Here is a 15,747-nt window from a genome sequence, read left to right as displayed (position 1 = left end):
GCAGGTGTATCTGAATTTGCAACCTATTAAGTACTAAAGTTTAGCTTTTATAGGTTGCTAATACGAGTTGTTTTGTCTAAAGGAAGAATTAATTTACAGGGTAAAGTACGTGTTTAAACCTATTTATGTCATAAAAAATAAACAGATAAACCTATCGAGGGGTTAATTAAAGCTGGTTTTTATTTATTCATTCATATAGGTGTTGGTTTTAGTGCATTATCATAAAAAATGAGCGACTATTTATCGCTCGTTTTTTATGGGGTCGGTACAAACAACAAATGCGACGTTATCGCTTTTATTGTTATATTTACTTTTTAGTTCGGGCTTACTGTTACCGTGATAGTGTCTGAGTAAGTACCTGCGTCATTTAAGCCATTTGATTGTGGTGTGATTTTTAAAGCTGTCGCTTTAGTCTCACCTGTGCTGCCAGTACCAGCTTCGGTCGTTGAATGTTTGAAAGCGCCACTTTTTAAATCAACACCTGTAGTTGTGCCTATGTCTAAGGTGTAAGCAATTTTACTTTTTTGTGTATTGTTAGCAATTAAAAAACCACCGTTTAATGAACTATATTCTGTGGTCGCATTTTTTCCGGTGTTACACCACACATCTAGCGTACCAATATCTTGAGTTTCTTGGGTAGCGTCAAGGTTTAGTCCTGTAACACTATTTGCTGTACCACTATCAGTTTTACATAGTGGTTCGATAGTACCTTCAAACGAAAACTTAGCTTCGTTGCCAGTGCTACTTGAAACGGCAGCTGCGGCAGAAATTGAAGTGATAGCTGAAGCAACAAGTAATGATTTTAGTAATGTGTTCATGGCGTTCCCCTTAAATAAATACAGCAAGTCGTTTTTATTTGTTTAAATGAGTTGGGTGTAATTACCCGTTTGCTGTAAATAAAAGCAAGTGGTGTGCCACTATTTTATTTTTAATTTTTATTTTTTACTGTGTTTTGTTTTATTGTTTTTTATTAATAAGTTATCTTGGGGAGACGGTAAGTGATAAATTATCTTGGTAATTGCCAGCAGGCATCATTTCGACGTTTCCTAACATAAACTCAAACCCATACCACTTATTTTTGACGCCTGAAAAAAAGTTATAACTTCGCATGAGTCGCTCTGAAGACGAAATTTTGACGTTATCGAAACGAATTGAGTAATCAATCAATGCCTGAATGTCGGTTTCATGACGTAAGCCGTTGTATTCAGAATCAACGACAATATCGTAAGAGCTATTACTGAGTATTTTTATTCCCCAATTAAAACGCATATTGCTTTTCAGCTCTCCTAAATCAATTTGATAATGTCCGCTACTGCCAGATACTTTACCTTTACTTGAATTATCTAATGAAATTGAAATTCTGGGTTGTGAGTAGTACGTCATGTCCAAAAATTGTTCATCAATCACCTTATTGTTGCGTACAATAGAGACTTTAATGCTTCCTATATAATCGCCAGCAGGAAACAAGCTGTAGTGTCTCAAGCGTAACCACATTTGCGTAGAACGGCTATTTAGTGGCGTCTTTCCTATGCCATTTCTAATTCTAATGCGTTTAAATTGAGCATCCTGTAGTTTTGCATATTTGTAGTCAGTGGGGCCATCAAAGACAAAAGAGTAATAATCGACATCTTCAACCCAGATTTCATCAGCACAATTAAGTAAGTTTTCAGAAACTTGGACTTTTAATGGTAGATAGACTGAGACGCGCTTACTTTGTTCTTCAATTATTTCAGACGGGTTAAATGTGGCTAAAAAATTGCCATTACACGCGTTACGGTTTGCTAATGCATCGGATGTTGACAACCAATAACTCAAAAAAAGTAAAATAAAGACCTTTAACTTCACTTGCGTGTGCCTCCTTTTGATAGGGCTTGTTGTTTGAGTTCAATGGTGCCAATTCTCATAAATCGTTTCTCTACATCTTTGACTGTAAAATACCCTGTTGCATTGCCCAGCTTAATGATGTAATTGCCGGTGCTTATCCCTTCAATAACAAACCTGCCTGTGCGGTTAGTAAAGAATGCGCGGTTAAGTGGTGCTTCATTACTGGTTGTGTCGCTCTGTAGTTTCGTCACGTATCCACGTTGCATTGCAATAGGTATGCCTTGTTCATCTAATAAGGTACCTATGACTGTGTAAGATAGATCTGAACCGATTTGAATATGATGGCCAGTGTTGGCACCGCCGACCATTGTGTACATACCCGGTCCCCAGTCATAGCCTAATGGTGCATCAGGTACGTCTATATTAAATTGATAGCTGGTATAACTTGAGCCGACATCAATTAATGCGCCAATGCGTTCGTCTGGTTTAGTTTTGGCGCGACCAAAGCGGTCAGTATTTACTAATACATCAGTGTTTTTTAGGGTTTTATGTTTGGTTACCACCGCAAATGGTGTGGTGGTGGTTGCGCCTAAGCCAAGGTAGCCATCAGCCACTCCGACACTGGTAGATAAGTTAATACTGGCTCTACCATCACTTTTTAATCTTGTGTGTGTATAGTTATTTGCATTAACATCGGCTCTAAAAAACGCCCCAGTATAGCTTGCCTTAATTTGCTCTTGCCTAAAGTCACTGCCTTTTTCAGCGCGTAACTCGTAGCCATAATCATTAATAAAATTATTATTATTTTTGCTGTAGCTGGTGGAAGCCGTTTTGCTACGGTTATTATATTGTGCCCTTGAACGCGTATTATTTTGGCTATCGTAGTAATTCCAAGTGACATTCAAAATGAACTGGTTTTCACTGATTATGCGCAGGTCTTCACTTGCATTATGATTATATCCAACCCTTAAACGTATGCCTTCGTAGCGTAAGTTAAACTCGCTTGATACATTTTTGGTAACTAGGTTGTCATTGTTTACTGCTCTGGAGGCATTAACGTTGAAATCTAGGTGGTCATTGATAATGTAACTGTAATCTAAAAATGTGCGTTTGGTATTACTAATAGTATTGAACTGTTGCCAAGGTGTGTTGGTAAAGTTCTTCCTAATTTCATAGCCTAAACGTAAATTAGGTGAACCATAGTTTCCATGGCCAAATATACTGTGCTCTGTTTCTATTGAGTATGCATCTCCCGATGCTTGTGGTGCTTTGCTTTGCGAGTAGCGAAGCGATATATTTCCCAACAAGCTATTTAAAGTGGTTACAGAGCCCAATATGTGTCCAAGCGAATGCACGGCCCCATTGACACCAAGAGTGAGTTTATCTGTCACACCATATTCATAACTACCCGTTACTAGCATGTCATCATCATAATGATATCGACCATTATCGACAGAAGAAAGGTAACCAAATGTAAGTGAGTAGTCGCTTATCCCTTGTGCCAATAACCTTGAGTTGTAGTGAGTGGTAAAGTCGAATGTTTGTGTTTCACCATTGGCATAAGTTGCAATGATATGAATGTTATTGATGCCAGAAGTTAAAGGTAAATCACTTAAGTCGTAGCGCCCAGCTTTAAGCCTTATTCTTGAAATAAGAAACTCGTTGATAAATACTTCCAGTGTTGCTGGGCGTGGCAAAACAAATTGCTGACTGTTTCCTGGGGTTGTTTTTCGCTGAGGCTGTAGCTGTGAGTAGGCTTTTTCAATTTTAAAACCCGCAAGTTGAGTGCCCAAAAGGTGACCGGTGCTGCTTGTTTGGGTGTCACCTAGCGTCATTCTTAAAGGCTTGTCTGGTTGGTCATAAAAAAGGGCGAGATCACCGCGAGAAAATTGGCTTGGTTGGCTCTTACCGTTTTCCCAAAAGACTGAACTGCTAAAGTTGACACCGTCACCACCGCCAACGTTTGAGTTAATCAGCCACTCAAACTGAGAGTTATAATTTTGGTTATTATTACTGCGTTCATGAGCGAAATTAAAGTTATTAAGTACAGCCCAATATGCTTCACCTTTTGGTAATTCAAAATGCTTTTGGCGAGCATATGACAGGTTATCTGTTGCCATTGCGGCTTCACTTAAAGACATATTAATAGTGAGATCTTGAGGCTGTAACGACAAAAAAATGCCCTGTACTTCAAACTCTTCAGGTGTTAATTCTTGTTGCGCTTTACTTGCGAGCCATACCAGTACTTTTTGACTTAAAATACCTTGCAGGTTTTGTTTGAATGAAGCAGCAGACACTGACTTTAATTCAAGCCCGTTAATGACGGCAGGAATTTGCCCCACTTCGGCATTATTTAGCCGAACCGGAAAGTCCATCGTATACACTCTCGAAAGTGAAGGCGTTGCCCACATAAAAAGAAGCATGAGCAATGCACACTTCAATTGAGTAGGCCAATTATCAAAGCCTATTTTTGTCATTATTAATATATTACTTTGGAGCAAGAAGGTTAATGAGGGTTGCGCTTTTGGTCACTTTACCATTGAGTAGTGGCTGTAGATTAACAACCATAGAGTGCCCCGGCATGATAAAGCGCCCGGAGGTGACTGCTTGAAATTCAGTCCAGCGAACCTTAGTTTCTTGTTGATGGAAACGATATTCAAAGTGAGATAAGTCTAATACTCGCTCACCTTCATTCTCAATTGTTAAATTGCAATCAACAAGCTCACTGCAATCTAAAGTTGCTTTTTGTTGGGCTTGAATACCGTTGGGGCTAACAAAGACTAAAGTTGCAAAATTGAAGACCATTTTTACCCCAGACTTTTCTTCTTCATTTGGTAATGGAAGTTGTTTAAATACAATGCGATATGAGTTTGTCTGTTTTAACTCGGGCGAGCCAAGGTATTTTGCTCGAAAAACTTGATAGCCCCTTGCAGGTACTTCAATTTGCGGCGGTAAAACAATAAAGTCTTCTTCAGCGCTGACCAACACTTCTTTTTGGTCTTTATCAAAGGTGCGCTTAAATACTTCTATTTCTATAGGTAGGGCACTGTCACTTTGATTTTGTAGGCGATATGTCACAACGGATTTTTTACCATGTGCTGCAAGGTCGACAATCATAGGTTGAACTTGATAGGCCATGATCGGGGTTGATAAACACCACAGTAGTAACAACAATTTACGCATCATGATTTTTTACTTAAAAACGTGACTTAATATTTTGCAATACGATACCTTTTGTATTTGCTAATACAAGCATAATTTATGAAGTTAAGATAAATATTGGCTAAACAAAGCCTTTTTGTTGTTCATATTGTATGTTTGGTAGGCAGGGTAATCATAAAAATTAGCAATAAGTATTCAAGTAAGTGAGTAGTCTGTCGATATTAATATTATGACATGTATAAGGATATCATCATGCAAATCAAAACTGATCAATATCTTGATTTAAGTGCTTTTACACGTAAATCCAGCGCTTTAATATCAAAAAATGAATTACTAAGCCTCGATACAGCATTAAAAAACAAAGCACAAACTGACATAGAAGATGATCCCAAGTTAATTCAATTTGCAACGCGGGCGCACAAATACGCAATTATCAATCTATCTAATCCAAATGAAGCGCCAGAATATCGCTATGGCAATCTCACTCAGGTTGATGATATAGAAGCATTTTTAAAGCACCAAGATAGGCTTAGCAAAGATAAAAGTGATATTTTGCGTGCCTATACGCCTTCAAAAGAGTATTTAACCCTGCTTGATAAAATGAATGATGAGACACTCAATAAATTTGTTGATGTGTTGTCACGCTCATTTGAATTGGGTGGAGCATTTAGTGATAAAGCGAAAGAGAAAGCGCAAGAGCTTATCAATGTGATGAGTAAAATGTCCGAAGATGAGATCAAAAGCTCAGTTGAAACATTGCTGAAGTTATCAGAGCAAGAAGAGTCGGCACCGATTAGTTCAGCAAAGCTTCTTCTGCCAGCTCAGTCGATTAGTCATATTGAGCTTCATATATATTCAAAATCGGCAGACTTTCATCCGCTTTTTATGCAAGGAATTGCAAATAATAAACTAACTCACAAGTATGTTGATTTGCTTAGTAGCAATAAATATACACAGGGTGATATGCAAAATATTAATGGGCATCTGCAGCAAAGTAGCTTTGCGCAAAGTAAAGGTATTATTGATATGGCTCAAACGGTTAAGCGCAATGAGCAAGCCTCATTTATGGCTATGCTTAGTAATGCTCAAAAGCAAAGTGACAATAATGTGTTTGCATATATTAGCCAGCAACTCAATATTGATGAGCACACGAGTGCCTATGAAAGTTCACTAGGTGGCTATGTTTTATATACCGACAGTTTACCATCAGATTCTCAACGCAGTCGATTTTACAGTGAGCTATTACATGCATATGAAAGTCGAGGCACTGCTTGGGTTGAAAATGTGATTGAGCATGTAAAAGAGCGACCTCCTCAAATGCAAAATACTATTTGGCAAGCTATAAATAAAGATGTGGATGCAAAGCCCGAAATTTATAATTATGCAGATTCCATAGAGGTGTGGATGACATCGCGGTTAGGTTCAATTACTCGCGAATTTGAGCAATATCAAATTAAGCAAATCTATAAAAGCGCTGAGGAAGCGGATATACCCAAAAATGTTGGCTTACTTACTTGGGTAAAGCAAACCTCATTGATTTTTGGAGAGTAAAATGTTTAAAGTAAGCCCAAGTGTTTGATAAAAATATAAATTAGCTACCTTTAAAACTGATACCTTAAACCAGCGTAATAACGTCGACCATTAGCGTACACACCAGTTGGTGCATATGCGTTGCGATCATAAGTGTAAACATGTTCATTGGTTAAATTGATAAATTCAAACTGTGCATCAAGGTTATGGGTTAGTTTAATACTCAGGCTACCATCTAATTGACCATAGCTATCCATCATAGTTTCACCCACGCCTGTGGCAAATTGAGTTCGAAAGTTATAACTTAGGCGGGTACTTATTATATGATTTTCATAATAAGCCGTGAGATTGGTACTATGTTTTGATGTACCAGGTACATTATTTTTTAGCTTCAAATTGGTATGGTCACGCTCGCCATCTACAAAGGTATAATTAGCAATGATGCCAAAGCCATAAGCCAATGCTTGTTGGTAACTTAGCTCAGCACCTCTAATACTTCCTCCGGTGCCGTTATTTGGCCGGTCAATCGACATTATAATACCTTCGTGGCGCTCAAGTTTGCGTTCAAACTCGATAAAAGACTCAACATCTTTATTAAATATTGCGATAGAAGCAAGTCCTGCATCAGCAAAGTACCACTCGATACTGGCATCAAATTGCGCGGCACGATAAGGGTCTAAATTGGCATTACCGCCTTGCCCTTGGGCTTGTGTTACATTGTAATTGGTAGAGGGCATAAGGTGATGAAATTGTGCGCGAGACATCACTCTAGCCATAGCAAAGCGTGCGACTAAGTCATCATTAATATCAACTTTGAGATTGGCGCTGGGTAAAATGTCGGTATAGTTTCTGTTGTCTTGGTACCACATATAGCTATCTGGTGATTCGATAGGGGAAGCCACGCGTTTATATGCGCCCGAATCTTGAAAGGTTTTTACCATACGAATACCAATATTAGCGTCGAAGTGCTCACCTGCTAATTGTAGTTGTCCATAACTTGCTAACGTTTGTTCAGCAATATTAAAACGACTTGCTTTTTCAACAACTTGTTCAAAATTAAGTGTATTGAAGTCTATTGCAAGTGCGTTGATATTGGCATAGCTATAATGCTTTAGCGTTTGTGAATTACCAATCCCCGTGAGGTAATCATCAACAAACTTCGCGGGATAACTGGCTAATGTGGTGCCAAGCTGGCCTGCGAGCCCATCTAGCCCGCCACCGATTGAGCGATGGCGTAAAAAGTCACGTTGGTGATCTTTCAATTTTATACCAAATTTAATGGCTGCTACTTTTTTATAATGAATGTCATAGGTAAAGTCTGCTTGTACAAAGTAGGCTTTATCTTTGCCTGTTTGGCTGTCATTTCTCGCTTCACTTAGCAGCCAGTTACTTCCCTTATGTACCGGAATGGCATATTTGGCAATTATATTTTTCGGTTGAGATGTATTCACCGAAAACTCGGTATTTGCTGAAAATTGTGCGGTGATATCTTCTTTCGTGCCACCTTCACCATGACTAAAGCCGACTTGCAGTTGGTTTGACCAGTAGATACCATCGTAAAGTAAGTCAAAATGTACACTTTTCGTACTGAGCTGAGAGTCTCGCCAGATGGCTTCCATGCTGGTGTTAAAGGGGGCTGCGGTGGATAAATATGTCGCACTCGTTACAGTGTTATCTATTGTTTCTAAATGAGTTACTGCGCCACCTAAATCGATTGATTTAGCACTTTGCCATAAAAAGTTTTGGTTATTATTGTCGGCATCAAGATGAGAGTAAAGTAAGTGACCATTAAGGCGTAGGCGCGGCGTAAGCTGTAAAGATGTATTGATAGTGAAAGCGTCAAGTGCGCGCTTTTGCTGAAAAACCGCCGAGCCACCACCGCCAGGGAACCACAGCATTTGATTATTACTTGATTCAGTTTGCGGTTGAGCAAACCAATGATCATTGCGGCCTTGATACAAAGTACGCTCATGCCAGCCCCATGATTCTAAGCCATCGCGTCTTAGGCTGCGGTTTCGGCTGGTCGCGGTGAATAAAATAGCATAATCACCACGGTCACTATGGTAGTTATAGATGGCGGACAATTGTGGGTCTACCTTATTGCTCAAATCATTGTATTGAAGCTGCGTTGTGACTACTGTGTAACCAGAGGGTGTGAGCAAGGGATCGCGTGTTTTTATATTGATAGCACCACCCAGTGATCCTTCATCTTGCGAAGCTTGAGGTGTTTTTACTACTTCTAAGCTTGACACAATTTCACTAGGTAACAGTGTAAAGTTAAACCCTCTACTGGGTTGGCTTGAGATCCACCAGTCAGCCGATGCAAGGTATTGCCCGTTCAAATACGTTCTATTTTGCTCAGGTGTTGTGCCCCTAACACCAATACGTTCACCTTCACCTTGTGCCCGGGAGAGTGATACTCCCGTGAGTCGTTGCAAAGCTTCAGCTACATTTTTATCTGGAAATTTTCCGATGTCTTCAGAGCTTACCGTATCTGAAATTTGTTGATTGTGGCGTTTATTACTGAGAGACTTGACAACGCTGTCACTAAAGGCACGAATTTCTATGCGTTCAAGGGGGTTTTTTAGGTGCTTGAATTTGCTCTGCTGCATAGCTTGAATTTACAATGATGATTATGCTGGAAGCAGTTGTAAGGGGAAGATTTTTTTTCATTGTGCTCAACTTAAAATACAAGCTAATTACCTTTGATTGATACCATAATACGCTTTTATTACAAGCCTAACCATAGTTATACAAAGTTTTAGTCGAGGATGGTTGATAACCTAAATAAACGTTTTTTAATCAATGAGATACTAGTCGACTTTGACAGTTTGTCGGTACAAGTTGGCGGCTCTAAAAGAAGCATCGAAGTGAAGCATGCCGAATTATTGCGCCTACTGATTATCAACAAAGGGCAGGTTGTTACGCGTGAAGTTATCCTCAACACTGTATGGCCGGGCACGATTGTTAGCGATAACTCAGTGAGCCAGTTGGTGGTTCAACTTAGAAAACTACTCGGTGATAATCCTTCCGATCCTAAAATAATAAAAACGGTGCCCCGTTTGGGCTATCAGTGTATTGCGCAGATAGAAAAAGCGCCGACGCTGCTTGAGCAGATTGAAGAGATATCTCGCGGTCGCGGGGTTCAATTTGCTTTGATAGGGTTTACGGTTGGCTTACTTGTGAGTGTGTTCACTAAGTTCGCAGTTGAACTGTGGCAAAGTAAAACACAGCAAAGCTATTTATCTGCAACGAGAATTACTTCATCACCCGGTGCTGAAGTGTTTATTCGCTTTTCACCAGATGGCAAATACCTTGCCTACAGTTATCTTGCTGAAGGTGCTGATCAATTCGATTTAGCTGTGTACGACTTAGAAACAAAGATTACCCATACTATAAAAAGTAGCGGTTACAGTGAAGAGTCAGCGAGTTGGTCAAGTGATGGTAATTGGCTCATCTATTCTCGCTCCGATCCGTTTTCTTGCGAGGTACGTACGTTAAACATTAAAGGCCCTGTTGAGACGTGGCGTTTGGCCAGAGACAATCTATTAGATAGTTGCAATAGCGCACAGGACTCTGCACCTTGGTTGGAGTATCAGGCGGGTCATTTTATTACTAAAGCATGGGATAAACACGGCGCATATTTGCAGTCGGTACATATTTTAATTGACGATGAACTTATGCGCGTAATAGAAAAAAAACCGTTACCCTTTCGTGATATTACTCATTATCAGGTAAAGCATCAAAGCTTACTATATCAGTCAAAAGAACAAGGAATATACTTTTCTGAATTGAATAACTTGAAGCAAACTGAAAATATGACAACCAGAGTCTCAAAGCAAGCTTATTCAGCTATCAGTCAGGGGCGAGCACTTGGCACGGTAGTTGTTGCAAAGCAAAATATTGAGTTATGGGAATCACATGATAAGCAAACATTATATTCAGGTTTTGGTACGATATCAGAATTAGATGTGAATGCTGTGGCATCTGTTTCAGCTCATACGGAGGGGGTTGCTGAAGTTAATTTTTATCAGCTTGAAATAAACGAATCAGTTGTGAGCGCGCAAAAACAGTTAACCTCTCCTGCTCGGATGGATTTAATCGCTACGTTATCACAAGATGGGGCAAGCTTTATTTATGCTTCAGTGGGGGCCGAAAATAGAAACGCCCAGCAATTTGAACTGTGGTACAAACATGCATTTAGACCAACTTCCAGTCTCCTTGGCACTTTACCCTTAGGTGAAATACCCGCTTTGTTACTGTTGTCACCTAGTGGTGATTATTTGGCAGTAATGTCAAAATCGAACAAGGTGTTTTTAGTGAATGCATTTACCAAAGAAGTAAAAAAAATCATCGATAATTTTGCTCAAATCGCAAACTTACATTGGTCTAAAGATGGAAAGGTTTTACATTACCAAGCCAAACTGTCGCAAATGCAATCATGGCAACGTTGGCAGTTTAATTTATCGCAAGGTCGCTCCGAGCAATATATGCAAAGTGTTGTTGAGCATGAACTTGCATTAGCTGAGCGTAATCTCAGCTTTACTGATTACCAAGCCCAAGTTCGTGACTACTTAATAAACAAATTAGATAGCCAGTTTGATGTTGAGCAGTTGCGTGTATCACTCTCATTATATCAACCTGCCGTGTATCGAGATGGCGTTTATTTTGTCCTAAAAAGGGGTCATCAACTCATACTTTATCGTTACTTAACACATGAGAGTAAACTCGAATTAATTCAACCTATCGGATTACATTTATATTCAGGTATTTCAGAGCTACAAGTTTTATCAAGTTATGATGGCACTAAAGTGATATTCAATCGAATTAACAATTATGAGAGTGATATTGTGTTGTTGCAGTATTAGTTATGCTTATGATTTAACTCTTTTAAAAATTGGGTGATGGCGTGTGTGTTCCAACGCCTTTGCTGAGCTTCTTGTAGAGATTGTAGTGCGAACTCTTTAGCTTGAGGTGATGACTTTGCCAGCTTTGCCAGCTTTGCAGCGAGTAATAATAGGTGTGGATGAGTGCTGTCTAAGTTTAAGCCTTTGTCGAGCCACTTTCTTGCTTGTATAAGATCTTTGGAAATTTCAAGATGGGTGCTGACTAACTTCAAAATAGAACGAAGGTGGCCTTGTGAGCTTGCTTGCTCAAGTAGCTCAATGGCTTGAGCTAGTTTAGTGTCATGAGGCTCTTTTTGTAGCAAAATGCTAGCAAGGCGATATTTGGCAACATCCATTGAGTTTGCTGCATGCTCTAGCCAAAGCGTTCCCAACTTATGGGAGTGTGAGTTTAACAAGACATTGGCAATACGATACTGTGCTAAATCTAACCCATTTTTGGCCGCAGCAACATATAAGTCATCCGCTGGATTTTCTGAACGCCAGTGAGAGCGCAATAACTGATAAGCATTGAAGTCTTTCATGCTCAGCCAGTTAGCAATGTAATATTGTACTTGAGCAACGCCTTGCTCTGCGGCATCAATATTTTGTCTCAGCTGTGCTTCGTAGGTCTTTTTTTGGATTGCGAATGTTGCTTGATATTGCTCCCCTTTGTAAGTTGTGAAGTGATAAATTAAGGTGTGGCTATTTTTCGCTCCACTATAACGCCATTTCTCTACGGCATTGAGTAAGCTGGCGGTAAAAATGTGTTTTGGGTAGCTATCGACAATATCGATATTGGTTACTTTACCACTGGCATCAACATCAAACTCTAACCATACCCATCCTTCAACGCCTTGTCGCATTGCTTCTTTAGGGTATTCGGGTAATACGTTGTGAGTTTTAGTAATGTTAGTATCATCTTGAGCTGTGTTTAGGAGTGACGGCGTAGCCCCCAAACGATAAGTTGAGTTTAAGCGTACTTTTTGCGATTTTAAAAACGTTTTTAAGCTGTTGGGGGTGCTTGACTGTTGTAATACGAGTTGTGCGGTTTGCGATGCTTCTGAGATACCAAAATCTTTAGCCAACGAAAACCAAGCAAAGGCATCAGCTTGGCTTTTATCTACACCTTGACCGTACAAGTACATAACGCCAAGATTATACATGGCATCGGCGTTGCCAAGTTTTGCAAGGCGGGTAAACTCATCAAATGCTGATTGGTAGTTTGTATTTTGATAGGCAAGCGTCGCGTTATAAAGATCAGCTTTGGCAAGCCAGCTACACCCCAACAAAAAATAAATAATTAGCCAAGTAATGAGGTTGTTGAACATTTTAATGGTTACTCATCTTTTGACTTATACCTATTTTAAACATATTGCGTTTGTACTGATTATCTAACCACAATATAACGCAAATATAAATAATACCAATTGCATTAAATAAGTGAGCAGATATTGCGATAGATAAATGACTTAATGTTTAAAAAAGTTGGCATAATAAAAGCTGATAGCAAATGCTATCAGCTTTTGATGCTCCGGGCAGGGAGCATATTAAGTCGACCTGTGTTAGCACGAAAACGACTTAATTATTTACAACAAAGCTTACGCTTTATCGAGGTTCTACAGTGACATACTATGATGTGTGAACTTTTTTTTAGATGCTAAAAGTTAAATCGAATGCCAGCACTAAATCGTCTTCCATCGGCATATACCCCGGTTAGCGCTTGCTTAACCCCTTCTTTTTGATAGCTGAATGTATGTTGATCAGTTAAGTTGATGGCTTCAACAATAAATGCAATATTTTCGTTGTAGTTGTACGTAATATTCGCATCAACCTGAGCGTAGTCATCAATGTAGCCAGGCCAATCACGGCCAGTATTATAGCCTGTTCTAAAGTTGTATGAGATGCGGGCACTGATGAATTCGTTTTCATAGTATGAGCTTAGGTTAACGGTATGCTCAGAGTTACCAGGAATTTTAATATCCTTACCTTCATTGTCTTTTGCTTCACCGTCCACATAGGTGTAATTGGCAGCGACACCAAAGCCTGCGTATAACTCTTGCTGGTAGCCAAGCTCTATACCTTGAATTCGACCTGCCTTACCATTAATGGGGCGACTGATCAGTACTTCTGTATTTTCGTGTACTTCAAGTGTGGGTTTGCTTTCAATAAACGATTGAATATCTTTGTAGAAAAGTACCGCAGAAAATAAACCAGCCTCATTAAAGTACCATTCAATGCCAGCATCAAATTGAGTGGCACGATAAGGGTCAATCTCAGCATTACCTCCAGTGCCTGTTTGTGTTTCTAAGTTGTATGATGTAGAGGCGGTCATATCGGCATAATCTGGGCGAGACATTACGCGGGCCGCAGAAAAGCGCATAAGTAAGTCATCATCTAAATCAATAGCGAGGTTCAAGCTGGGTAGAATGTCAAAGTAATCTTTTTCTTGTGTGGTCCATACTTCTGAGCCAGACTTGCCAGCGTAAGCTGAAGACGTTTGTTTAGTATTCACTAACCTAACACCTAAATTACCACGCAGTCCATCAGCATCTAGATTCGCTTTGATATAAGCGGCGGTAATTTTTTCATTGATATCAAAGGTACTGGCCTTTAGTACGCGATAGTTCCACCCCAATGCATCGCCTTGTTGACGAATTTTGTCTGCATCGGTAAGCGCATAGCTGCGCGTGGTTCCATCTGAGCCTAATCCTGATAAATAATCTGCAGGCATTGCTTTGGAGAAATCGGCCAAGCGCCAATTAAGATCGGTGCGGTTATCTGTTGTGTGTTTGGTATTAAAACGACTATGATCTCGATATTTTACCCCCATTTTTAATTGACTAAAAATGGCGACGTCGATAGGGCGTGTAAAGTCGGCTTGAAAATAATGTTCATCATCTTTGGCATCATTGCTGTCATATCGCAAGAAGCCTAAATGCCACTTTTCCCCATCATTGGGATTAGCGGCATAGCTGGTGCGAATATCTTCGATTTGTGAGGCATCAAAGCTATGCACATAGTTACCCTCCCAGCCTACTGAGCGATCAGCCTGTGAGCCACCAGAACCCTCGGTGTAACCGATGTGGTATGCAGACTCCCAAAGTTCGCCTTGATGTTCAACTTTTAAATCGTATGACTTAGTTTTTAGTTCAGAGTTGCGAACCTTAGTTTCATCTAAAATGTTGTTGCCATCTGGTGATAAACCCAGCGTACCACCGACAGCCATTTTTCCCACAACACTGTGATCAATCACTGTAATATCGGTATATTGCGAACCGCCATAGCCCGGTAACCACAGAAAGTTTTGATTTTCATTGTCGGCTTCAAGGGTTGAATCTAGTGCATTAAATGCGATATCTAAATCGTCGCTAGGGCGATATTGTAGTGCGAGGTTAGCCCCTGTGCGAACACGCTGTTGGGAGAACATCGCAGAGCCACCGCCACCAGGGCTATAAACATTTTCTTCCACTGAGCCATCAGCTAGGGTAATGTCACGATAGGTCCAAGACCAAGCTTCAATACCATCACGACGTAAGTTGCGCTCTTGGCGAACAACTGAAATAAGTGCACCAAAAGATTCATCTTCGGTTTTAAAATTATACATCGCAGACAATTGCGGATCTGTTTCGCCTGATACTTCACTATGTTGAGCAATAATGGAACCAGAGATTTTATTTGCTTCTAAATCAAGAGGTTTTCGAGTGCGAACGATCACGGTACCACCAATTGAGCCTTCATCAATATCTGCTTCAGGTGATTTATAAACTTCTAACCCAGATATGATCTCTGAGGGTAACATCGTATAGTTAAAGCCACGACTCGCTGCAGAGTTGGTCCACCAGTCAGCAGAGCCAACTGCTTGGCCATTAAGCAAAGTCCTATTTTGACTTTCACCGGTGCCGCGAATACTCACGCGCTCGCCTTCACCAAAACTACGGGTGATGGATACACCCGTTATACGTTGCAGCGATTCAGCGACGTTTTGATCTGGGAACTTACCGATATCTTCCGCTGTAACAGCATCGACAATCGCATCTGAGTATCTTTTAGTATTGAGAGATTTAACGACACTACCACGAATCCCTCTGACTTGAATGACTTCTACGTCACTATTAGTATTTGCTTGATTGGCATCATTCGCCAGTGAGACTCCCGGTGCCAGTAGGGCCGAACCCAGTAATGATTGGCTGATTATAACGGCCAATTTTTTCTTATTGTTGTGAAGCATAACGTCCCCTTAAGTGCTTAATAACATTAATGTGGTTAACCACGTATTCAGTTAAACATTAGGGGTGTTGTTAAATCTTGAATCGAAATGAATTGTTGTGATTTGTATTTTTTTAAA

Annotated in this window: 9 protein-coding genes; 2 read left to right on the top strand and 7 right to left on the bottom strand. The window is 40.0% G+C overall.

What is annotated here, in order from left to right:
• Positions 1 to 314: 314 nt before the first annotated feature.
• The 4 genes from SANK73390_RS07355 to SANK73390_RS07340 all read right to left on the bottom strand — a co-directional run bounded on the left by SANK73390_RS07355 (position 315) and on the right by SANK73390_RS07340 (position 5,010).
• Positions 315 to 818 carry a hypothetical protein gene (locus SANK73390_RS07355; protein WP_261592564.1) on the bottom strand — a complete coding sequence of 168 codons (504 nt, stop codon included), beginning with the start codon at positions 816 to 818 and terminating at the stop codon, positions 315 to 317.
• A 160-nt stretch (positions 819 to 978) separates the two neighbouring features.
• Positions 979 to 1,845: a hypothetical protein gene (locus SANK73390_RS07350; protein WP_462765053.1), complete on the bottom strand. Its 867-nt coding sequence runs from the start codon at positions 1,843 to 1,845 to the stop codon at positions 979 to 981.
• A complete protein-coding gene (locus SANK73390_RS07345; RefSeq protein ID WP_462765051.1) occupies positions 1,842 to 4,301 on the bottom strand; it encodes a fimbria/pilus outer membrane usher protein in 2,460 nt (819 codons plus the stop codon). The genes SANK73390_RS07350 and SANK73390_RS07345 overlap by 4 nt, the downstream gene beginning before the upstream one ends.
• Before the next feature lie 10 nt (positions 4,302 to 4,311).
• Positions 4,312 to 5,010, bottom strand: coding sequence for a fimbria/pilus periplasmic chaperone (locus SANK73390_RS07340; protein WP_462765049.1), 699 nt, complete (start codon positions 5,008 to 5,010; stop codon positions 4,312 to 4,314).
• 228 nt (positions 5,011 to 5,238) lie between these two features.
• Here SANK73390_RS07340 and SANK73390_RS07335 point away from each other — a divergent pair, with 228 nt between their 5' ends.
• Entirely contained in the window at positions 5,239 to 6,537 is a 1,299-nt protein-coding gene (locus SANK73390_RS07335; protein ID WP_462765047.1) for a hypothetical protein, read from the top strand.
• Between the two features lie 50 nt (positions 6,538 to 6,587).
• Here the strand turns inward: SANK73390_RS07335 and SANK73390_RS07330 are convergent, their stop codons facing one another.
• Positions 6,588 to 9,128, bottom strand: coding sequence for a TonB-dependent receptor (locus SANK73390_RS07330; protein WP_462765045.1), 2,541 nt, complete (start codon positions 9,126 to 9,128; stop codon positions 6,588 to 6,590).
• Between the two features lie 159 nt (positions 9,129 to 9,287).
• Between SANK73390_RS07330 and SANK73390_RS07325 the strand changes: the two genes are divergently transcribed.
• Positions 9,288 to 11,384, top strand: a complete 2,097-nt coding sequence (locus SANK73390_RS07325; protein ID WP_462765043.1) for a winged helix-turn-helix domain-containing protein — start codon at positions 9,288 to 9,290, stop codon at positions 11,382 to 11,384.
• On the opposite strand, the gene SANK73390_RS07320 is transcribed toward SANK73390_RS07325, so the two are convergent.
• Together SANK73390_RS07320 and SANK73390_RS07315 are read right to left on the bottom strand one after the other, a co-directional pair.
• Positions 11,381 to 12,730, bottom strand: coding sequence for a TonB family protein (locus SANK73390_RS07320; RefSeq protein ID WP_462765041.1), 1,350 nt, complete (start codon positions 12,728 to 12,730; stop codon positions 11,381 to 11,383). The genes SANK73390_RS07325 and SANK73390_RS07320 overlap by 4 nt on opposite strands.
• A 329-nt stretch (positions 12,731 to 13,059) precedes the next feature.
• Positions 13,060 to 15,630 (bottom strand): TonB-dependent receptor, encoded by a 2,571-nt coding sequence (locus tag SANK73390_RS07315; protein WP_462765039.1) that lies wholly within the window; start codon positions 15,628 to 15,630, stop codon positions 13,060 to 13,062.
• Positions 15,631 to 15,747 lie beyond the last annotated feature (117 nt).

It is taken from the genome of Pseudoalteromonas sp. SANK 73390 (assembly GCF_054966645.1).
Note: the sequence above shows the minus strand (reverse complement) of the source record. Positions and strands in the feature narration are given on the sequence as shown.

What these genes read in the sequence shown, in the direction of transcription:
- SANK73390_RS07340 (WP_462765049.1), bottom strand. Translation starts at nt 5,010, where the DNA reads ATGATGCGTAAATTGTTGTTACTACTGTGGTGTTTATCAACCCCGATC.
- SANK73390_RS07315 (WP_462765039.1), bottom strand. Translation starts at nt 15,630, where the DNA reads ATGCTTCACAACAATAAGAAAAAATTGGCCGTTATAATCAGCCAATCA.
- SANK73390_RS07335 (WP_462765047.1), top strand. Translation starts at nt 5,239, where the DNA reads ATGCAAATCAAAACTGATCAATATCTTGATTTAAGTGCTTTTACACGT.
- SANK73390_RS07320 (WP_462765041.1), bottom strand. Translation starts at nt 12,730, where the DNA reads ATGTTCAACAACCTCATTACTTGGCTAATTATTTATTTTTTGTTGGGG.
- SANK73390_RS07330 (WP_462765045.1), bottom strand. Translation starts at nt 9,128, where the DNA reads ATGCAGCAGAGCAAATTCAAGCACCTAAAAAACCCCCTTGAACGCATA.
- SANK73390_RS07355 (WP_261592564.1), bottom strand. Translation starts at nt 818, where the DNA reads ATGAACACATTACTAAAATCATTACTTGTTGCTTCAGCTATCACTTCA.
- SANK73390_RS07345 (WP_462765051.1), bottom strand. Translation starts at nt 4,301, where the DNA reads ATGACAAAAATAGGCTTTGATAATTGGCCTACTCAATTGAAGTGTGCA.
- SANK73390_RS07325 (WP_462765043.1), top strand. Translation starts at nt 9,288, where the DNA reads ATGGTTGATAACCTAAATAAACGTTTTTTAATCAATGAGATACTAGTC.